Origin of the sequence: Crenobacter cavernae (assembly GCF_003355495.1) — a bacterium.
Lineage (GTDB): Bacteria > Pseudomonadota > Gammaproteobacteria > Burkholderiales > Chromobacteriaceae > Crenobacter > Crenobacter cavernae.
This window is the reverse complement of sequence record NZ_CP031337.1, coordinates 3,239,161-3,258,850: the sequence shown is the minus strand read 5'-3', so window position 1 is coordinate 3,258,850 and position 19,690 is coordinate 3,239,161. Positions and strand designations below refer to the sequence as shown.

Annotated in this window: 16 protein-coding genes; 5 read left to right on the top strand and 11 right to left on the bottom strand. The window is 65.9% G+C overall.

Annotation, left to right across the window (positions count from 1 at the left end):
- Positions 1-134: 134 nt before the first annotated feature.
- The 3 genes from DWG20_RS15790 to DWG20_RS15780 all read left to right on the top strand — a co-directional run bounded on the left by DWG20_RS15790 (position 135) and on the right by DWG20_RS15780 (position 3,871).
- On the top strand, positions 135-1,004 hold the full coding sequence (locus DWG20_RS15790; protein WP_115434684.1) for an IclR family transcriptional regulator: 870 nt from the start codon (positions 135-137) through the stop codon (positions 1,002-1,004).
- A 165-nt stretch (positions 1,005-1,169) separates the two neighbouring features.
- Positions 1,170-2,150, top strand: a complete 981-nt coding sequence (locus tag DWG20_RS15785) for an AAA family ATPase (protein WP_115431830.1) — start codon at positions 1,170-1,172, stop codon at positions 2,148-2,150.
- Positions 2,150-3,871 carry a cobaltochelatase CobT-related protein gene (locus tag DWG20_RS15780; protein ID WP_115431829.1) on the top strand — a complete coding sequence of 574 codons (1,722 nt, stop codon included), beginning with the start codon at positions 2,150-2,152 and terminating at the stop codon, positions 3,869-3,871. Before DWG20_RS15785 ends, DWG20_RS15780 begins: the two co-directional genes overlap by 1 nt.
- A 167-nt stretch (positions 3,872-4,038) precedes the next feature.
- On the opposite strand, the gene DWG20_RS15775 is transcribed toward DWG20_RS15780, so the two are convergent.
- From DWG20_RS15775 to xsc, 4 genes are all read right to left on the bottom strand, one after another.
- Positions 4,039-5,919 carry a methyl-accepting chemotaxis protein gene (locus DWG20_RS15775; protein WP_115431828.1) on the bottom strand — a complete coding sequence of 627 codons (1,881 nt, stop codon included), beginning with the start codon at positions 5,917-5,919 and terminating at the stop codon, positions 4,039-4,041.
- Between the two features lie 105 nt (positions 5,920-6,024).
- Positions 6,025-6,804 (bottom strand): sulfite exporter TauE/SafE family protein, encoded by a 780-nt coding sequence (locus DWG20_RS15770; protein WP_115431827.1) that lies wholly within the window; start codon positions 6,802-6,804, stop codon positions 6,025-6,027.
- A complete protein-coding gene (gene pta, locus DWG20_RS15765; protein ID WP_115431826.1) occupies positions 6,801-7,829 on the bottom strand; it encodes a phosphate acetyltransferase in 1,029 nt (342 codons plus the stop codon). The genes DWG20_RS15770 and pta overlap by 4 nt, the downstream gene beginning before the upstream one ends.
- Before the next feature lie 108 nt (positions 7,830-7,937).
- Positions 7,938-9,758 (bottom strand): sulfoacetaldehyde acetyltransferase, encoded by a 1,821-nt coding sequence (gene xsc / locus DWG20_RS15760; protein ID WP_115431832.1) that lies wholly within the window; start codon positions 9,756-9,758, stop codon positions 7,938-7,940.
- A 167-nt stretch (positions 9,759-9,925) separates the two neighbouring features.
- Here xsc and DWG20_RS15755 point away from each other — a divergent pair, with 167 nt between their 5' ends.
- Both DWG20_RS15755 and DWG20_RS15750 read left to right on the top strand, forming a co-directional pair.
- A complete protein-coding gene (locus DWG20_RS15755) occupies positions 9,926-10,795 on the top strand; it encodes an IclR family transcriptional regulator (protein ID WP_115434683.1) in 870 nt (289 codons plus the stop codon).
- 77 nt (positions 10,796-10,872) lie between these two features.
- Positions 10,873-12,123 (top strand): D-amino acid dehydrogenase, encoded by a 1,251-nt coding sequence (locus tag DWG20_RS15750; protein WP_115434682.1) that lies wholly within the window; start codon positions 10,873-10,875, stop codon positions 12,121-12,123.
- A gap of 256 nt (positions 12,124-12,379) precedes the next feature.
- Here the strand turns inward: DWG20_RS15750 and DWG20_RS15745 are convergent, their stop codons facing one another.
- From DWG20_RS15745 to DWG20_RS15715, 7 genes are all read right to left on the bottom strand, one after another.
- Positions 12,380-12,613 carry a hypothetical protein gene (locus tag DWG20_RS15745; RefSeq protein ID WP_220271976.1) on the bottom strand — a complete coding sequence of 78 codons (234 nt, stop codon included), beginning with the start codon at positions 12,611-12,613 and terminating at the stop codon, positions 12,380-12,382.
- Positions 12,614-12,851: 238 nt separating this feature from the next.
- Positions 12,852-14,951, bottom strand: coding sequence for a TonB-dependent receptor (locus tag DWG20_RS15740; RefSeq protein ID WP_115434681.1), 2,100 nt, complete (start codon positions 14,949-14,951; stop codon positions 12,852-12,854).
- A 233-nt stretch (positions 14,952-15,184) separates the two neighbouring features.
- A complete protein-coding gene (locus tag DWG20_RS15735; RefSeq protein WP_115434680.1) occupies positions 15,185-16,165 on the bottom strand; it encodes a GlxA family transcriptional regulator in 981 nt (326 codons plus the stop codon).
- A gap of 81 nt (positions 16,166-16,246) precedes the next feature.
- Positions 16,247-17,062 (bottom strand): ABC transporter ATP-binding protein, encoded by an 816-nt coding sequence (locus DWG20_RS15730; RefSeq protein ID WP_115434679.1) that lies wholly within the window; start codon positions 17,060-17,062, stop codon positions 16,247-16,249.
- Positions 17,059-18,201, bottom strand: coding sequence for a succinylglutamate desuccinylase/aspartoacylase family protein (locus DWG20_RS15725; RefSeq protein ID WP_115434678.1), 1,143 nt, complete (start codon positions 18,199-18,201; stop codon positions 17,059-17,061). Before DWG20_RS15725 ends, DWG20_RS15730 begins: the two co-directional genes overlap by 4 nt.
- A 10-nt stretch (positions 18,202-18,211) precedes the next feature.
- Positions 18,212-18,943, bottom strand: coding sequence for an ABC transporter permease (locus DWG20_RS15720; RefSeq protein ID WP_115434677.1), 732 nt, complete (start codon positions 18,941-18,943; stop codon positions 18,212-18,214).
- Positions 18,940-19,629, bottom strand: a complete 690-nt coding sequence (locus tag DWG20_RS15715; protein WP_115434676.1) for an ABC transporter permease — start codon at positions 19,627-19,629, stop codon at positions 18,940-18,942. Before DWG20_RS15715 ends, DWG20_RS15720 begins: the two co-directional genes overlap by 4 nt.
- Positions 19,630-19,690 lie beyond the last annotated feature (61 nt).

Sequence of the window (19,690 nt, the reverse complement as noted above, 5' to 3'; positions counted from 1 at the left end):
AAAACGAAACCAAACGTTCCGAAAAGTGATTTGTGATTGGAATGTAGGGCGAAGCCGCGCGCCGGTCAACAACAAATTTCAATAAACGGTACAATTTGTATCTATAAACGAAACTGAACTATGATGGGACGACCATGAACGACACGCGCACCAAGGGCGACGCGAAACTCGACGGCGACACGCCGACGCTGCGGCTGTTCGGGCTGCTGGAAGTGATCGCCGAGAAGGACCAGTTCTTCACGCTGCAGGGGCTGGTGGACGAGACCGGGCTGCCCAAGCCGACGCTGCACCGGATGCTGCAGCAACTGGAGGCGGCCGGCATGCTGCAGCGCGACGGCGCCGGCCGTCACTACAGCACCGGCGTGCGGCTGCAGCGCGACGGCGCCGGCCGTCACTACAGCACCGGCGTGCGGCTGCGGCGCTTGGCGGAGAACCTGCTGCTGAACAACACCGCGCACGGCGCGCGGCACGCGGTGCTGCGTCAGCTGGTCGAGGAAGTGGGCGAGAGCTGCAACCTGACCGCGTTCTCGGGCAGCGAGGTGCTGTACCTGGACCGGGTGGAGACGGCGGCGCCGCTGCGCTTCTACCTGCACCCGGGCTCGCGGGTGCCGGCGCACTGCTCGGCGACCGGCAAACTGTTCCTGGCGCAGCTGAGCCCGGCGCAGCGGCGGCGGCTGTTGGCGCACGTGCCGTTGGCGCGCTACACCGAGAACACGCTGACCGACCTGGAGCGGCTGGAGGCGGAGATCGAGCGGGTGAAGCGCGCCGGCTACGCGCTGGACGACGAGGAGTTCCTGCCGGGGCTGTTGTGCGTCGGGGTGCTGGTGCCGGCACCGGACGGCGGGAAGTCGAACCTGGGGGTGGCGCTGCAGGCGCCGATCATGCGTCTGACGCCGGACAAGGCGGTGCACTTCCTGCCGGCGTTGCAGCGGGCGGCGGCGGCGCTGGCGGCGATCGAGGCCGAGGCGGCGGCAGGGCGGGGGGACACGGAAGAGACAGAGTAAGCCGAAGCCACGATCCCTCTTCTTCGTCCGATCGAACCCTCTGAAAGAAAGCCCGGGCAGGGCTCTCTTTCATGCGCGGCCATGCCGCAGTGGCGGGCTGACCCGCCGAGGCAATGAAAACCGGGGCGTCGCCCCGGCCGATTGACGATGTAAGAGGAGAGGAACGTGACAGATATCGTGCTTGGCAAACCGGACAGACTGGTCCCGGTGCGCAGCCTTTTCGGCATCGATTCCGGCCTGATGGTGCCCGCGTTCGGCGAGCGCGACGACCATGTGCCGGAAATCGACGACGCCTACCGCTTCAACCCGGAAGTGACACTGGCGATCCTGGCCGGCTTCACCCGCGACAGGCGGGTCATGGTGCAGGGGCTGCATGGAACCGGGAAGTCGACCCACATCGAACAGGTCGCCGCCCGGCTCAACTGGCCCTGCGTGCGGGTCAACCTCGACGGTCATATCAGTCGTCTCGACCTGGTCGGCAAGGACGCCATCGTCGTGCGCGACGGCCGCCAGGTCACCGAATTCCAGGAAGGCATCGTGCCGTGGGCGCTGCAGCGGCCGGTCGCGCTGATCTTCGACGAGTACGACGCCGGCCGCCCGGACGTGATGTTCGTCATCCAGCGCATCCTCGAGCGCGACGGCAAGTTCACCCTGCTCGACCAGAACCGGGTGATCCACCCGCATCCTTACTTCCGGCTGTTCGCCACGTCCAACACCGTGGGCTTGGGCAACCTGAACGGCCTGTACCACGGCACCCAGGTGCTGAATCACGCGCAGATCGACCGCTGGAACGTCGTCGCCACGCTCAACTACCTGCCGCGCGAGGAAGAGGCCGGCATCGTGCTCGCCCGCGTGCCCGAACTCGCCGACGAGGCCGGTCGCGCGCTGATCGAGGCGATGGTGAGCTTGGCCGAGCTCACGCGCAAAGGTTTCGCGGCGGGTGACCTCTCGACGCTGATGTCGCCGCGAACGGTGATCACCTGGGCGGAAAACAGCCAGATCTTCCGCGATCACGCGCTCGCCTTCCGTCTGACCTTCGTCAACAAATGCGACGAAGCCGAGCGGCCTATCGTGGCCGAATACTTCCAGCGATGCTTTGGCCGGGAACTCGAAGCCTCGCCGATCGACGAGCCGGGGCCGCGCTGATGGTGTCCGCCCAGCAAAAGGCCCGCCGCCAGCAGAAGCTTGAGGAGTTGTGCGCGGCGGCGGTGCGCGCGCTGACCGGCGACGCCGCGCTGCATTACCGGCAAGGCCGTCTTTGCCGTGACCTCAGGCCGCTGCCGCTTCACGCCCCGCACCTGCGCACCGACCCGGCGTCGGACGACTTCACGTCGTTCCGCGGCGCCGCCGACGGCGCGGCCTTGCGCTTGGCCCATTCCGACGCCGGGCTGCACCGAAGGCTTTGTCCCGGCGACCCGGTCGAGCGGCTACTCTTCGAGCTCTTGGAACAGCTGCGCTGCGAGACCCGGCTGCCACCCGGCATGCCGGGTGTGGCGCAAAACCTTCGCCACCGCTTCGAGGCATGGTCGCGCGCCTTTCATCGCTCGGGGTTGGCCGAGGGTCATCTGGGCATCCTGCTATATACGGTGGCGCAGATCTCGTGGTCGCGGCTGACGGGCTGGCCGGTGCTCGAGGAAACCGAAGACCTGATCGAGGTCACGCGCGCGGCCATCGTGCCGGCGATAGGCTTTGCGCTGGCCGGCCTGCGCCGGCACCGCGACGACCAGGCCGCTTTCGCCGGCCATGCGCTCGAGATGGCGCGGCTCGTCGGCGGGATGATCCGCTCGGCCCGCGCGGAGCAGGCGGCGGAAGAGGGGGCCGACGAAGAGGACGCCGCGAGCGCGGCGTTCTCGCTGCTGCTCGACTTCGACGACGAGGAGCCCGACACGATCGCCACGGCGCCCACCGGCCGCAGCCGTGTGCTGGAGGAATCCGGCCACGGCTACCGCGTCTATACCACGCGCTACGACAGAAAGGTCGACGCCGGCACGCTGGTTCGCAAGGCCTTGTTACGCGAGTACCGCGAACGTCTCGACAGGCGCATCGCCGAGCAAGGCGTCAACCTGGGTAGGCTGGCGCATCAGTTGACGGCGGTCCTCGCGGTGCCGCGGCGGGACGGCTGGTCCTTCGGCGAAGAGCAGGGGCGGATCGACGGCCGTCGCCTGGCGCAATTGATCAGTTCGCCGGCGGAGCGGCGGCTGTTTCGTCTCGAGCAGTACAAGATGGAGGCCGACTGCGTCGTGAGTTTCCTCGTCGACTGTTCGGGCTCGATGAAGGCGCATATCGAAGCGGTGACCATGATGATCGACATCCTGGTGCGCGCGCTCGAAATGGCCGGTGTGGCGACCGAGGTGCTGGGCTTCACCACCGGCGCCTGGAACGGCGGCCGCGCCCGGCTCGACTGGCTGGCCCGTGGCCGTCCCAGAAATCCGGGGCGGCTCAACGAAGTCTGCCACATGGTGTTCAAGGATGCGGACCGGAGCTGGCGGCGCGCACGTGCCGACATCGCGGCGCTCTTCAAGGCCGACCTGTTCCGCGAGGGGGTGGACGGTGAGGCGGTCGACTGGGCTTGCTCGCGACTGCTCGCCCGCGGCGAGGCGCGGCGGATATTGATCGTCGTCTCCGACGGCAGCCCGATGGACGGCGCGACCGGCCAGGCCAACGATCCTTATTATCTCGACAATCACCTGAAGGAAGTGGTCGCGCGTCACGAGGCCATGCGCGACGTCGAGGTGCTCGGCATCGGCGTCGGGCTCGACCTCAGCCCCTATTACCGCCGCTGTCTGGCGACGGACCTGTCCCGACCGCTCGATACGCCGCTGTTCTCCGAGATCGTGCAATTGATCGGCGGTCGCGGTCGGCGCTGATCCGGGGCAAGACTGTTTGCGTGCAGAAGTCGCAGCGGGGCGCGGCTTTCCTGGGGTGGTAGGCCAGACGCGGCAAAGAGATCGCCGACCGGTTGGTGTCAGCCAGCCGGTCGGCGATCTGCGTTTCGTCGGATGCGCTCTTCGGTCTCGATCGCCCCGGTTCGGGGTCACACTTTGAAGTGCCGGAGCCGTTCGTCCTGCTGGCACAACTGTTCCGCCACCGATGCGCAATGACCGGCTTGCAGTTCCGCCCCTTCCGCCACTTCATGGCTGATGTCGCGAATGAGCTTCGTATTGAGGTTGATCTCGCAGGTGGCCGTGCTTTGCCGTCTGGCGACGTCGGCGATGTGCAAATTCATATCGTTGATCCGGGTCATCGCCTGACGGGTCCGGCCGAGGATGTCCTTGGCCGAGCTCGCCTCCGCCGCGGTCCTGCTGGCCGCGTCGCTGTTTTCCTGCATGCGCGTTTCCGCCAGTTTGACCCCGTTCTGCAGCTGCTCGATCATCGCGCGGATCTCGTGGGTCGATTCCTGAGTGAGCGACGCCAGCGCGCGGACTTCGTCGGCGACCACCGCGAAGCCACGGCCGGCGTCGCCGGCCCGCGCGGCTTCGATCGACGCGTTCAGGGCGAGCAGATTGGTCTGGTCGGCGATGCTCGTGATGACGGACAGGATCGATTCGATGCCCTGACTCTGCTTGGCCAACAGGATGATCGAATGGCGGGTTTCATCCATGTCAGCCGCCAGCTGCTTGATGGCCTTGGTCGAGCGCGAAACGACGCCGACGCCTTTTGCAGTTTCAACGTTGGCCGAGATGGCCGCGTCCGCTGCCGACTGGGCGTGTTGCGCGACGTCCTCGGCGGTCACGGTCATGGCGCCCATGGCGTTGGCCAGTCGGTCCAGCTCGATCATCTGGCGATGAAGCCGGCTGGCCGCATGGCTGGCGTGCTGCGATGTCAGTTCGCTGGTCTCGCGAACCTGGTACGAGCGTTCCACAATGTCACCGATCAGCGACTGCAGCGTCTGCAATAGCCTGTTGAACTCACGGGACAGCAAGGCGATTTCATCCTTGCCCTCGACGGGCAGGCGCTGGGTCAAATCGCCCTCGCCCCGGTTGATGTCCTGCAGCGAATCATAGAGTCGCGACAAGGGCTTGAGCAGGCGGGACACGAGCGTCACCAGAATCAGCAGGCTGACCAGGACGCCGGCAACGGTGCCGATGACCGCGCGCAAACTGAGCGCGTCGGCTTCCCGCATCACCGCGTCGTCTTTAAGTACCACGCCGATATACCAATCGACGCCCTCGATCCCGGCAAGCGGCACGAACGAGACCAGCAGCGATCGATCGCCGTCGTCTGCCGGTCGCAGCGCGCTTTCCAAGGCGGGGCTTTGGCCGCCGAATAGCTGGCTGTAGGGTTTGCCAACCAGTTTGGCATCCGGGTGGGCGATGATGTTGCCGGAGCGCGTCATCAGGAACGCATAGCCGGCGCCGTTGAAATTCAAGGTATTGACCGCGTCGGAGATGGTCTTCAGGCTCAGGTCGCCGCCAAATGCCCCCATGAAGCGCCCCTTGTCGCTGAGTTTCCCGACGGCGGAAATCAGCACTTCGCCGCTGGCGACGTCGCGGTAGGGCTCGGCCAACACGGCGTGCTCGGCGTTTTTGGCCAGCCGAAACCATGGGCGTGTCCGCGCATCCCAGCCCGGGGGATTCCAGTCCGGGTTGTTGGTGATCCTCGCGCCATCGCTGTCCAGCCCGCCGAAGACGAGCAGAAACTCGTTCTTGAGTAGCGGCCGGTCGAAAGCCCGCTGGATCTGCGCGGCGCCGAAATCGCCGTCGATGTGTTGCGACACCATGTCGATCAGCCGCAGCTTGGCGTTCAGCCAGTTTTCTATCTGTCGCGCCAGCGCGTTGCTGGTCTCCTTGATGTTCGACTCTGCCTGACTGCGAAGGCTGTCGCGCACCTGGTGAACCTGTAGCAGCGACAAGAGGCCGGTCGTCACGAGCAGGACCGCCGCGGCGGCAAAACCAACCTTGTGCGAAATTTTCATTTTTATCGTTGCCTCCCGAGTCATGCGAAATCGCCCTGAGGTCGTGGGGGCATCGTTCGGTGATTGCCTTCCCCTGTAGGGGACGTTCTCAGGGTTTAGGTGTTGTCATCTGCCTCCCGTGGCTTCGCCTATCAATTGGAGCAAGGCAGGAAACATGAGGTGACACCCGATCAGCATCAAAACGATGAACGCGACGCGTCGCGTCGTCGTCGCAGAGAGCGGCGGCGGGTAGCGCCGCGCGGCGATCGTCGCCAGCGCGACCACCGGCACGGCGAGCGCGCTTTGCATCCAGATGTCGGCGGTCAGCTGTCCCTGGTAGGCGGTGAACAGCGTGCGGGTGCTCGAGGTCACCGTGAAGACCAGGATCAGCACGCATCGGATCTCGACCAGGGTCATCGGCTGGCGGTAGAACTGGAAGATCAGCGGCGGGCCGGAGACGCCGAACATTCCGCTGAGCAGCCCGCCGAACACGCCGCTGACGAAGAAGCTGCCGTCGCCCGAGCGCTCTTTGAGCGGCGCGGGGCGCAGCGCGGAGCCGAGCCCGCCGTACAGGATCACCGCGCCGAGCAAGAGCTGCAGCAGGTCGGAGGCGGCGCTGGAGAGGTAGTCGAGCAACAGGACGCCGGCGACGATGGACGGCAGGATGCCGAAGGTGGCCGCGCGCACCGCGCGCCAGTCGATGTGGTGCAGCTTGCCGGGCAGCGCGACCGCGCTGTTGGCCAGCGTCACCAGGCTGACGACGGCCGCGACCGAGGCCACCGGCGCGAGGTTTAGGCCGCTGGTCGCGCCCATCACGATCATGCCGAGGCCAAAGCCGGTGACGGTCTGGAAGTAGCTCGCGACGCCCATCAGCGCGAGAAAGGGCAGCAGCATCTCGCCGGTCATGATCGCTTTTCGTCCGGCAGTCGTTCGGCGGCGGTCTGCGCCTGGACCACGGTCACGGCGATGACGTAGAAGACGTCGTCGGCGCTACAGCCGCGCGACAGGTCGTTGGCCGGTTTTTGCAGGCCCTGCAGCAGAGGACCGATCGCCTTCGCGCCGCCGACGCGCTCGGCCAACTTGTAGCCGATATTGCCGGCCTCGAGGCTGGGAAAAACGAGCACGTTGGCGCGGCCCTTCACCGCCGAGTTATCGACCTTGCGGTTCGCGATCTCCGCGACGATCGCCGCGTCGAGCTGCACGTCGCCGTCGATCGCGAGGCCGGGGCGCAGTTCCCTGACCCGGCGCGCCGCCTCGACCACCTTGTCGACCGCCGCGTGCTTGGCGCTGCCGCTGGTCGAGAACGACAGCATCGCGACGCGCGGCTCGTCCATCAGCAGGCTGCGGGCGCTGTCGGCCGCAGCCATCGCGATCTCGGACAGTTCGTGTGCGTCGGGGTCGACCACCAGTCCGCAGTCGGAAAAGATCAGCCCGCCCTTCAGCGTGTGGAAGGGCTCGCAGAGCATCATTAAAAAGAAGCTCGAAACCAGCTTGAACGACGGGTCGACGCCGATGATCTGGATCGCGTGGCGCACCACGTCGGCGGTGGTGTGGACCGCGCCGGCGACCGAGCCGTCCGCGTGGTCGAGGCGCACCATCAGGTTGGCGAAGCACAGCGGCTTGAGCACCTCGCGTTTCGCTTCCTCCAGCGTCATGCCCTTCTTCTGGCGCAGCGCGAACAGCTTCTGCGCAAAGGACGGCGTGAGCGCAGAGGTGGCCGGGTCGACCAGCTCCATGCCGGCAAGGTCGACGCCTTCGTCGGCGGCGATTCGGCGGATGCGGCCGGCGTCCCCCACCAGCAGGATGCGGGCAGTGCCTTCGCGGGTGGCGCGTTGCGCCGCCTTCAGGATGCGCGCATCGTCGCCTTCGCACAGCACGATGCGCTTGGGGGCCGCGCGGGCGCTGTCGATGATGCGGTTGATCGCTTTCATGGTGATTCGCTCCTCGAAGTCGTGATGCGGGACCGCTCGACCTCTTCGGGTCGATCGCGGCTCGGGCCGGAAACAGGGAGGAAGCCCCATGTCCGGCCCGCTTGGCGCTTAGACGTAGTCCTTGTACTTGTCGAGCAGGCGCACCGGTTTGGCGAGCGCGTCGCGACGGAACGGGTCGCCGAGCTCGCGGGTGCACAGGATCTCGATGATGCAGGTCTTGCCGTGGTTCATCTGCAGGTCGATCGCCTTCTTCAGCGCCGGGCCGACGTCCTCGAGCCGGTCGACCACGATGCCTTCGGCGCCCATCGCTTGGGCGATGGCGGCGAAGCTCTGGTTGTCGAGTTCGCCGGCGACGAAGCGGCGGTTGTAGAAGTCGACCTGGTTCTTCTTCTCGGCGCCCCACTGGCGGTTGTGGAACACCACCGCGGTGACCGGGATCTGGTGCCGGACGCAGGTCATGGTTTCCATCAGGCTCATGCCCCAGGCGCCGTCGCCGGCGTAGGAGACGGCCGGGCGGTGCGGCGCGGCGACCTTGGCGCCGATGATGGTCGGGAACGCGTAGCCGCAGTTGCCCCAGCTCATCGCGGCGAAGAAGCTGCGCGGCTTGTCGAAGCGCAGATAGCTGTTGGCGACCGAGTTGATGTTGCCGATATCGGTCGACACCATCACATCGTCCGGCATCGCCTTCTCGAGCTCGCGCAGCACCTGGCGCGGGTGCAAATACTCGCCGCCGTTGAAGGTCCTTTCATTGGCGTTCTCGTCGATCATGTCGAGGCTGAACGGATCGCGCTCGTGGGTCCAGTCGTCGAGCTCCTTCTCCCAGGCCGCCTTCTCGGTGGCGATCGCATCGGCGCGCTGCTCGCGCGACGCGTCGCAGGCGAGCGTGCGGTTCGCCAGGCGTGCGGTCAGCGCGATCGCGGCGGCCTTGGCGTCGCCGCAGATGCCGACCGAGATCTTCTTCACCAGGCCGAGCATCTTGTGGTCGGCGTCGATCTGGATGATCTTGGCGGCCTTCGGCCAGTAGTCCATGCCGTGCTGCGGCAGCGTGCCGAACGGGCCGAGGCGCGAGCCGAGCGCCACCACCACGTCGGCGCGCGAGATCAGCTTCATCGCCGCCTTGCTGCCCTGGTAGCCGAGCGGGCCGCACCACAACGGGTGGCTGGCCGGGAACGAATCGTTGTGCAGATAGCTGTTGACCACCGGCGCGCCGAGGCGCTCGGCCAACGCCTTGCACTCGTCGATGGCGTCGGCCATCACCACGCCGCCGCCGGAAATGATCACCGGGAATTTGGCGTTAGCCAGCAGCTCGGCCGCCTCGTTCAGGCTCTGCTCGCCGCCCGGGCCGCGGTCGAGCCGGCGCGGTTGCGGGATCTCGGCCTTGATCTCGCCGTAGAAATAGTCGCGCGGGATGTTGAGTTGGGTCGGCCCCATCTCGGCCATCGCGCGGTCGAAGCAGCGGCCGGTGAACTCGGCCATCCGCGCCGGGTGGGTCACGTGGCCCTGGTACTTGGTGAACTCCTGGAACATCGGCAGCTGCTTCGCCTCCTGGAAACCGCCGAGGCCGATGCCCATGGTGCCGGCCTCCGGGGTGACGATCACCACCGGGCTGTGCGCCCAGTAGGCGGCGGCGATCGACGTCACGCAATTGCTGATGCCGGGGCCGTTCTGGCCGATCACCACGCCGTGGCGGCCGGACACGCGCGCGTAGCCGTCGGCCATGTGGCCGGCGCCCTGTTCGTGCACCACCGGGATCAGGCGGATGCCGGCCGGCGCGAAGATGTCCATCGCGTCCATGAAGGCCGAGCCCATGATGCCGAACATGTCGGTCACGCCGTTGGCGGCCAGGGTTTCGACGAAGGCTTCCGAAGGGGTCATCGCTTGCGGGCCGCTGGGGGTCGCCGCTTGGGCTTGGGTCGAGTGATCGCTCATGGTGCGCTGTCTCCGTGGGTGGACGAAAAACAAAAAACGAAACCAAACGTTCCGAAAAGTGATTTGTGATTGGAATGTAGGGCGAAGCCGCGCGCCGGTCAACAACAAATTTCAATAAACGGTACAATTTGTATCTATAAACGAAACTGAACTATGATGGGACGACCATGAACGACACGCGCACCAAGGGCGACGCGAAACTCGACGGCGACACGCCGACGCTGCGGCTGTTCGGGCTGCTGGAAGTGATCGCCGAGAAGGACCAGTTCTTCACGCTGCAGGGGCTGGTGGACGAGACCGGGCTGCCCAAGCCGACGCTGCACCGGATGCTGCAGCAACTGGAGGCGGCCGGCATGCTGCAGCGCGACGGCGCCGGCCGTCACTACAGCACCGGCGTGCGGCTGCAGCGCGACGGCGCCGGCCGTCACTACAGCACCGGCGTGCGGCTGCGGCGCTTGGCGGAGAACCTGCTGCTGAACAACACCGCGCACGGCGCGCGGCACGCGGTGCTGCGTCAGCTGGTCGAGGAAGTGGGCGAGAGCTGCAACCTGACCGCGTTCTCGGGCAGCGAGGTGCTGTACCTGGACCGGGTGGAGACGGCGGCGCCGCTGCGCTTCTACCTGCACCCGGGCTCGCGGGTGCCGGCGCACTGCTCGGCGACCGGCAAACTGTTCCTGGCGCAGCTGAGCCCGGCGCAGCGGCGGCGGCTGTTGGCGCACGTGCCGTTGGCGCGCTACACCGAGAACACGCTGACCGACCTGGAGCGGCTGGAGGCGGAGATCGAGCGGGTGAAGCGCGCCGGCTACGCGCTGGACGACGAGGAGTTCCTGCCGGGGCTGTTGTGCGTCGGGGTGCTGGTGCCGGCACCGGACGGCGGGAAGTCGAACCTGGGGGTGGCGCTGCAGGCGCCGATCATGCGTCTGACGCCGGACAAGGCGGTGCACTTCCTGCCGGCGTTGCAGCGGGCGGCGGCGGCGCTGGCGGCGATCGAGGCCGAGGCGGCGGCAGGGCGCGACGACGAGGAAGAGACGGAGTAGGTTGGCCGAGCCCTCTGCTCGTGGCCGTGGCAATCAAAGCGCGATCGCCGCGCTTCATTTCACCGAGGGAGGGGGCAATGAAGATAATCGTCCTGGGCGCCGGCGTGGTCGGCATCACTACCGCATGGTATCTGTCGCGCAGCGGCCACGAGGTGACGGTGATCGACCGCCAGAGCGGGCCGGCGCTGGAAACGAGCTTTGCCAATGGCGGTCAGATTTCGGTGTCGCACGCAGAACCGTGGGCGAATCCCCATACTCCCTTAAAGGCTTTGCGCTGGCTCGGCAAGGAGGACGCCCCGCTGTTGTTCAGGCTGCGGGCCGACCCTCGTCTGCTGGCTTGGACGCTGCGCTTTCTGCGTGAATGCAGCCCGTCGCGGACCAGGGAGAATATCCGTCGAATCGTCGAGCTTGCCCTCTACAGCCGGCAGTGTCTGAAGGCGCTCCGAAATGACCTTGCCGCGAGGGGAGGGCTGCAATACGACCAGCTGGAGCGGGGAATACTGCACGTCTATACCGACCCGCTGGAGTTCGAAAAGGCGGTCGGGGCGTCCGCGATACTTCGCGAATTCGGCTGCGACCGCCGCCCTGTCTCGGCCAACGCCTGTATCGAGATCGAGCCTGCCCTGGCTTCCGCCAGCCATATGCTGGTCGGCGGCGACTACACCGTCGACGATGAGTCGGGCGATGCACACAAATTCACCAGGCAGCTAGCCGAGCATTGCCGGCGCGTTGGGGTCGTGTTCGACCTCGGGCAATCCATCTCCCGTATCGACGCCGAAGGCGGACGGGTCCGTTCCGTCGTGACGTCAGACGGACGGCGCCATGTCGCCGACGCCTACGTCGTGGCGTTGGGCAGTCACAGCCCGGCGCTTCTGCGTCCGCTGGGCATATCCCTTCCTGTCTACCCCGCTAAAGGTTACTCGGCGACCATCACCCTTTCAAAAGCCAGCGTGGCGCCGACGGTCAGCCTGACCGATGATGCATACAAACTTGTCTTTTCTCGACTGGGAAACAGGTTAAGGGTCGCCGGCACCGCGGAATTCTCCGGTTTCAATCACGATCTCAACGCCATCCGCTGCGATGCGCTGATTCGCCGCACGAGAGAGCTATTTCCGGACCTAAACGAGTGCGGTAAGCCGGAGTTCTGGTGCGGGCTCAGGCCGGTCACTCCTTCGAGCGTCCCTTTCATCGGTCGCTTGCGCTATCCCAACCTCTGGATCAACACGGGGCACGGTACCTTGGGGTGGACGATGGCATGCGGTTCCGCCGCAGCGCTTGGGGATTTGATAGCTAAGCGGACTCCGCAAATCGATTTTCCGTTTCTGTGATCGTCGCCCCGAGCGTTACCGTCGTTACCGTGACCAGAAGGATAGTCAGAAGCGGCGGCCGGATTTATTCAGAAAGTGTGTCGGCAGTCGTCCGGCCTAGAGACTTCAACCGATCACGGAAGGGAACGATGGCCAAGCTTCGACGCCCCTTGGCCCGGCGATGTGCCGGCGGCCGGGGGCGTCCCCCTCGGAAGCGGGACGGCACGATGAAGGGACAGTCGTTTTTCAGGCGGCTCGGATTCGCCGCCCACGGCCTTTACCTGGCCTTCCGCCGCGAGCGCAGCTTTCGCTTCCAGCTACTCGCCGTTGTTGGAGTATTGCTTGTTCTGCTGGTCAGGCCAGCCTGCGCGAAGTGCGCGAAGTGCGCGCGGTGCGCGTCGGTGCAGTCGGTCAGCAGCACGACAGAAAGGCCGAGCGCCTTGGCGGCCGGCAGGAAGCCGTCGTTGACCGGGGCGGTGGGTACGTGGGCCAGCAGGATCAGCTCTCGCATGATGCTCCTTGCTGTTCGAGTTACGGCGCGCGGCCGGGGAAGTCCAAATGATTTTGATGCGAATGATAATGATTGTTATTTTGTTTCGCGAGCGGACGAAGCCGGTGCCGTGACGGACGCGAAATGGAGGGAGACAGGACTGATGAATGGGGGAGGGACGGCGCCACGGGCGGGCGCCGGAAAAGGGGCCGCACGCCCGAGGGTGAGCGTGCGGCGTAGCCCCCGAAGGGGCGATTGCTTAGAAGCGCAGGCGTGCGGTCAGCTCGGCGCTGCGCGGAGCGCCTGGCACGTTGAGGTGGTCGCTCGAGTCGTGGCCCGAGACGAAGTATTTCTTGTCGCCCAGGTTCTTCAGGTTCAGCGCCAGGTCGTAGGACTTCGCCTTGTACAGCAGCGCCGCGTCGTAGGTGACGTAGCTGCCGAGGCTCACCGTGTTGGTGGTTCCGACGTAGCGCTTGCTCGCGTAGTTGGCGCCGCCGCCGAGGCTGAAGCCGCCGCCGAGCTCGTGCATCAGCCAGACGTTGGCGCTGTGCTCGGGCGTCAGCGCCGCTTGCTTACCTTGCAGCGGAATCGTACCGCTCTTAGCGATCGACTTGGTGATGACCGCGTCCAGATAGGCGTAGCCGGCGGAAAGCTGCCAACCCTTGGCGATTTCGCCAGCCAGCGTCAGTTCGACGCCGCGCGTGCGCTGCTCGCCGACCGGCAAGAGTTGAGTGGGGTTGGTGCCCGGCACGGCGCTCTTGACGTCGGTGCGCTTCAGCTCGAACAGCGCGCCGGTGAAGCTGACGCGGCCGTCGAGCAGGTCCAGCTTGGTGCCGATTTCGACGTTGCGCGTCTCCTCGGGCGCGATGTCCGCGTTGTTGGCCGCGAATGCGAGCGTTTCGCCCGAGGGCTGGAACGAGCGGCTATACGACAGGTAGTAGGACTGCCAGTCGGCCGGTTGGAACACCACGCCCGCGCGCGGGCTCCACTCGCGGTCGACACGGCGCAGGTCGGGCTGGCTGGCCAGGCGGCTATCCACGCTTTGCTCGAACTCGTCGTAGCGCACGCCGAGCAATGCCTTCCACTGTGGCGAGAAGGTCAGCAGATCCTGCACGTAGGCGCTGGCCACCTTCATCGTCGCGAGGTTGCTGGCGATCTCCGGCGTATTGACGTTCGTCCGCTTCAGCACCGGGTTGTACAGCGAGACGTTGAACGAGGCAGGTAGGTTTAGGAAGCGGTTGACGAGGTCCTTTTTCTGCTCGCCCAGTTCCAGCCCGTACAGCAGCTGGTGTTTGATGCCGCCGGTGGTGGCGTTCTGCGTCAGTTCGAACTGGTTGAACCAGCCGTCGTCCTGGCGCCGCGAGTCGCCGCGGTTCAGCCTCACCTGCGCGTTGGCGCCGCTGCCGACGACGTCTCGGGGGTTGGTGTTGTGGCGGTCCAGCTCGTAGCGGTAGGTGCCGAACAGGTTACGCAGCGACCAGTTCTCATTGAACTTGTGCTCCAGCGTGGCGCGACCGGATTTGACGGTCGACTGGCTGTAGTCGTCGTCGCGCGCGTTGGAAGAACCGTAGTAGGTCTTGACCGAAACGTCGGCCGGGCGGTCGCCGACGGCCGGGATGCCCATGTCGGTGACGCGGCGGTCTTTCAGGTATTCGGCCTGCAGCAAGAGCTTGGTGTCGGCGCCGAGCTTGAACGCCAGCGACGGCGAGAGCGCCTCGCGCTCGACGAAGCCCTGGTTGCGGAAGCTGCCGGAATCCTCGAGCGCGCCGGTCACGCGGAAACTCGCGCTATCGCTCAGCGGCTGGTTGATGTCGAGGGCGCCGCGCTTCTGGTCGTAAGAGCCGCCCACCAGCTCGATCTCGCGTCGCGCGGTGGCGGTCGGCTTCTTGGTGACACGGTTGATCACGCCACCGGACGAGCCGCGCCCGTACAGCACCGCCGCCGGGCCCTTCACCACCTCGACGCGCTCGGTGTTCGACAGGTCGCGGTAGTACAGCGCGTCGTCGCGAATGCCGTCGACGAACAGATCGCCGAGCGCCGCGAAGCCGCGGATCACGAACTGGTCGCGCTGACCATCGCCGTTGTTGAACGACACACCGGGCACGTTCTTAAGCACGTCCTGCACCGAGCGAGCGCCCTGGTCCTCGATCAGGCGCTCGGTCACCACGTTCACCGTCTGCGGCACGTCGCGCAGCGGCGCCTTGATCTTGGTGGCGGTGGTCGATACCACCGCCTGGTAGGTCGCAGGCTCCGACTCGGCGGACGCCTCTACGTGGACGGTGGCCAGCTCGCTGTCGGCGAGCGCCGCGAGCGGCAGGAAGGCCGTCGCGACGGCGACCGCGATACGTCTGGGGGTCATGGGTTCTCCTTGTGTGTGATTTTTTGCAAGGTTTTGTAAAGGCTGAGCCGAGAATGATAATTTTTATCATTTTTATTGTCAAAAACGGCGTGGGGACTCGCATGGGACGGCTCGCCCGGCTTGGCGGGGACGGTACGAGGGGCGTGCTCCGGGAAGAAGCGGCATGAAAAAACGGCCGCGTTTGCGGCCGTTATGGCTCGAGGGTTGGCCGAGCTTTGGGGCTCGGCCAACGTTTAAGCTCTGGGGGCGTTCAGCCGTTTCGCGCGTTCCTCGCGCGGCGTGGTGTTGAAGTGGTTGCGGTAGCTGCTCGAGAAGTGCGGGCCGCTGGAGAATCCGCAAGCGAGGCCGATCTGCACGATCGACTTGCTGGTCTGCTGCAGCAATTGCCGCGCGCGGTTCAGCCGCAGTTCGAGATAGTACTTCGACGGCACAGTGTTCAAATACTGCTTGAACAGCCGTTCCAGCTGGCGGCGCGACACGCCGACGTAGTAGGCGATGTCGTCGGTCGACAGCGGCTCCTCGATGTTCGCCTCCATCAGCGATACCGCGTCGGTCAGCTTGGGTTGGCTGTTGCCTATGCGTGTCGCCAGCGGAATGCGCTGCCGCTCGCTGCTCGGGCGGATGCGCTCCATGCTGAAGCGCTCGCACAAGAGACCGGCAAGGTCGGCGCCGTGCTGGGTGCTCAGGTAGTGCAACAGGTAGTCGAAGGTGGCGGCGCCGCCGGCGCAGCTGTGGCGGTTGCGGTCGACCTCGTACAGGTTGGAGGTGACGATAATGTCCTGGAACTCTTCGGTGAAGCGGGCGATTTCCTGCCAGTGTATCGTCGCCCGGTAGCCGTGCAGGTAGCCGGCGCGCGCCATCCAGTAGCTGCCGGCGCCGAGGCCGACCAGCGTCAGCCTGTCAGGGTTCTGCGCCTGGATGCCGGAGATCAGCGCGTCGAGCGGCAGCTTGAGGTCGAGGTCGTCGGCGAGGACGAACAGCAGGTCGAGCTTGGGCGCGTAACCGAGCGGCAGGTCGACCGGGCATGCGAGCCGGTTGTTGAAGCTCACCGTTTCGCCGGTGAGCGACAGGGTCAATATATCGTAGAGCTTCTTTTCGGCGATCTCGTTGGCGCGGATCAGCGCTTCGCTGGCGACGGCGTAGTCGGCCATCGAGGCATTGGGCAGCATCAGGAATCCGATGCGTTGCGGCTTGCTGGCGGGCGGTTGGGCCATGGACACCACGCGGTTGGGGAGGTCGGGCGCCCGGCATGGCGGGCTCGGGCCTGCCTGCCGGGTTCATCGTGATTCTAGAGCCTATTTCAAACGGCCGGACAGGAATTGCGCCAGGCGTTCGCTCTGCGGGTTGGCGAGCACTTCGCGCGGATTGCCCTGTTCCTCGATGCGGCCCTGGTGCAGGAAGATCACGTGGTTGGACACCTCGCGGGCGAAGCCCATCTCGTGCGTGACGACGACCATGGTGCGGCCTTCCTTCGCCAGGTTCTGCATCACCTTCAGCACCTCGCCGACCAGTTCCGGGTCGAGCGCGCTGGTCGGTTCGTCGAACAGCATCACCTCGGGCTCCATCGCCAGCGCGCGCGCGATCGCGACGCGCTGCTGCTGGCCGCCTGACATGTGCGACGGGTACTTGTCCTCGACGCCCTTCAGGCCGACCTTCTCGAGGTATTGGCGCGCGCGCTCGATCGCCTGGTCCTTCGGCACGCCGAGCACGTGGATCGGTGCCTCGATGATGTTCTCGAGCACCGTCATGTGCGCCCACAGGTTGAAGTGCTGGAACACCATCGCGAGCTTGGTGCGCATCGTCGCCAGTTGCTTGGCGTCGGCGGCCTTCAGCGCGCCGTTGCGGCGGTCTTCGGTCAGCTTGAGCTCTTCGCCGGCGACGAAGATCTGGCCCTTGTTCGGCTGCTCGAGCATGTTGATGCAGCGCAGGAAGGTACTCTTGCCCGAGCCACTCGAGCCGATGATGCTGATCACGTCGCCGGCGTGCGCGGTCAGCGACACGCCCTTGAGGACTTCGTGATGACCGTAGCTCTTGTAGAGGTCATTCACTCGCAGCTTGATGTTGCCGTTCTGGCCGGTGGCGACGGCGTTGGGGTGTTCGATCGGTTTCATGCGCTTAACAACTTCCCTGTTTTGAAAGCAAGGTCGGTGGCGATCTTGGCCACCCACATGCCCGGTGCGGCGTAGTGGTCGCGCACGCGGGCGAACAGCATCCCGGCGTGGCGGGCATAAAGCGGTGAGACCGCGCCGCTGATCGGGTCGATGACGTCGGCGACGAGGTCGCCGGCCTCGACCGTGAAACCGGCCGGGCGATGGAAGGCGATCACGCCGGCGTGCGGGGCGATCAGGTCCTCGACGCCGGCCAGCGGCGTGGCCGGGTAGGGCAGGTCGGGCGGCGTCGGCGCGGCGCCGGCGACGAAGCCGCGTTCGGTCAGATACGCGATCAGCGCGTCGGCGTCGCGCTCGGCCAAGTCGTGCTCGACCCGGTCCTGGCCGCGCAACTCGACGGTGATGGCGGTGGTCGCCAGCGGAATCGCCGGCGCCGCGCCTCCGGTCGCGGCCGCGTGCTCCCGTCCCTTCTGGTCTAGCAAAAGCCACAGCTGGCTACAGGCTTCGTCGAACGGGTGGTCGCCCGAATCGACCGCCAAGAGCTGCGCGCAGCTGCCGAGGTAACGCGCTAGCGGCTCGACTTCGGGCCACTGCGGCGTCAGCGTGTAGAGGTGGGCGCCGGCGTTGAAGTCGCAGTGCAGATCCAGCACCAGATCGGCGTCGTGCGCGAGGCGCATCAGCGCAAGCCGCAGGCTCTGCAGTTCGCTCGTCGGCGCGAGCTCGGCCAGGCTTTGCCCAAGCTCGGCGCGGATCGCCGCGACGTTGGCCGAGGTATCGCTGCCCAAGCTGTTTTTGAGCGCGTCGAAGACCCGGTCGGCGAGCGCCGGGTAGTGACGGTTGAAGTTCTGCCCCGAGGCGAGCTCGAAGCGGCCCAGCGCCTGGCCGAGCACGCGCTGGTCGAGGCCGATCGGGTTGGCGGCCGGCACCAGCACCACTTCGGCGTTGAGCCTTCCGGCCGCTTCGAGCTCGGCCAAGCTCGCCTTCAGTTTGAAGGCGACCAGCATGCCGGGCAGTTCGTCGGCGTGCAGCGAGGCCTGGATGTAGACCTTGCGGCCGGCGCCGGCGTCACCGAAGTGGAAGCTCGTGACACGGCGCTGGGTGCCGAGACTCGGCGGCAAGAGCAGATGTTCACGGGTCTGCATGCGTCGTCTCTCAGTGCTTGCGCGGCGCGAGGTAGGCGAGGTAGCGGCCTTCGAGTCGCTTGAACAGCCAGACGAACAGGAAGGTGAACGACAGGTACATGGCGCCGGCCATCAGGAACGGCTCGAACGGCTGGTAGCTGTCGGCGTACAGGCGACGCGCGACGCCGGTCAGGTCGGCCAGCGTCACGAGGCCGGCGATCGACGTGCCGTGCAGCATCATGATCACCTCGTTGCTGTACGCCGGCAGCGCGCGGCGCAGCGCCGACGGGATCACGATGCGGCGCATCATCAGCCAGCGGCCCATGCCGACCGCCTTGGCCGCCTCGATCTCGCCGTAGTAAGTGTTGCGGATCTGGCCGGCGATGATCTCGGTGGTGTAGGCGGCGGTGTTCAGCGTGAATGCGAGGATGGCGCAGAAGTACGCTTCCTGCAGGTAGTTCCACGCCCAGCTGTCGCGCACGGCGTCGAACTGCGACAGACCGTAGTAGAAGATGAACAACTGCACCAGCATCGGCGTGCCGCGGAACACATACGTATAGATCCACACCGGCCACGCCAGCCACTTTTTCTTCGACACGCGCATCAGCGCCAAAGGCACCGACAGCGCGAGGCCCAGCAGCAGCGACAGCCCGAGAAGCTGGAAGGTCATGATCAGGCCGTCGCTGGTCGACAGCACCGGCTCGCCGTATGCGCCGCCGAAGAAGGACGGCAGGTTCTCGAGGATCAGCTTGAGATCGATCACAGTCCGCTCTCCTTAACGCCCATTGAATAACGGTTCTCCAGCCAGGTCAGCGCCAGGATCGACACCGTGGTGATCACCAGGTACAGGCCGCCGACCAGCATGTAGACGGTGAACGGCTCCTGCGTCACCGACTTGGCGGTATCGGCCTTGTACATCATGTCGTTCAGGCCGATCACCGACACCAGCGCGGTCGACTTGACCAGCACCAGCCAGTTGTTGGAGAAGCTCGGCAGCGCGAAGCGGACCATCTGCGGCAGCGTGATGCGGAAGAACACCCTGAGCGGCGACATGCCGTAGGCCAAGCCGGCTTCCATCTGCCCCTTGGGCACCGCCATGATCGCGCCGCGGAAGGTCTCGGTCATGTAGGCGCCGAAGATGAAGCCGATGGTCAAGACGCCGGCGACGAAGGGGTTAATCTCGGGCGCGTCGGCACCGAGCCGGGTGGCCAGCTCGTTGATCGCCATCTGGCCGCCGAAGAACAGCATGAACATCCACACCAGGTCGGGCACGCCGCGGATCACGGTGGAATAGAGCTCGGCCAACCAGACGAGCGGTTTGGACGGCGACAGTTTGCACATCGCGCCGATGAAGCCGAGTACAACGGATACCAACAAGGATAGGCCGGCCACCTCGAGGGTGAGCACCGCGCCTTCCAGAATGCTGGGGAGGTAACCTTGCAGGAACATGGAATGCACCCCGAAAAAAAGACGCTGGGGCGAGGGCGGCTGGCCGCCCCCAGATCATCGT

Excerpts from the sequence above, each read along its gene's own strand:
- DWG20_RS15715 (WP_115434676.1), bottom strand. The coding sequence starts at position 19,629 with ATGTTCCTGCAAGGTTACCTCCCCAGCATTCTGGAAGGCGCGGTGCTC.
- DWG20_RS15725 (WP_115434678.1), bottom strand. The coding sequence starts at position 18,201 with ATGCAGACCCGTGAACATCTGCTCTTGCCGCCGAGTCTCGGCACCCAG.
- DWG20_RS15755 (WP_115434683.1), top strand. The coding sequence starts at position 9,926 with ATGAACGACACGCGCACCAAGGGCGACGCGAAACTCGACGGCGACACG.
- DWG20_RS15750 (WP_115434682.1), top strand. The coding sequence starts at position 10,873 with ATGAAGATAATCGTCCTGGGCGCCGGCGTGGTCGGCATCACTACCGCA.
- xsc (WP_115431832.1), bottom strand. The coding sequence starts at position 9,758 with ATGAGCGATCACTCGACCCAAGCCCAAGCGGCGACCCCCAGCGGCCCG.
- DWG20_RS15730 (WP_115434679.1), bottom strand. The coding sequence starts at position 17,062 with ATGAAACCGATCGAACACCCCAACGCCGTCGCCACCGGCCAGAACGGC.
- DWG20_RS15745 (WP_220271976.1), bottom strand. The coding sequence starts at position 12,613 with ATGCGAGAGCTGATCCTGCTGGCCCACGTACCCACCGCCCCGGTCAAC.
- DWG20_RS15780 (WP_115431829.1), top strand. The coding sequence starts at position 2,150 with ATGGTGTCCGCCCAGCAAAAGGCCCGCCGCCAGCAGAAGCTTGAGGAG.
- DWG20_RS15770 (WP_115431827.1), bottom strand. The coding sequence starts at position 6,804 with ATGACCGGCGAGATGCTGCTGCCCTTTCTCGCGCTGATGGGCGTCGCG.
- DWG20_RS15735 (WP_115434680.1), bottom strand. The coding sequence starts at position 16,165 with ATGGCCCAACCGCCCGCCAGCAAGCCGCAACGCATCGGATTCCTGATG.
- DWG20_RS15740 (WP_115434681.1), bottom strand. The coding sequence starts at position 14,951 with ATGACCCCCAGACGTATCGCGGTCGCCGTCGCGACGGCCTTCCTGCCG.
- pta (WP_115431826.1), bottom strand. The coding sequence starts at position 7,829 with ATGAAAGCGATCAACCGCATCATCGACAGCGCCCGCGCGGCCCCCAAG.
- DWG20_RS15790 (WP_115434684.1), top strand. The coding sequence starts at position 135 with ATGAACGACACGCGCACCAAGGGCGACGCGAAACTCGACGGCGACACG.
- DWG20_RS15775 (WP_115431828.1), bottom strand. The coding sequence starts at position 5,919 with ATGAAAATTTCGCACAAGGTTGGTTTTGCCGCCGCGGCGGTCCTGCTC.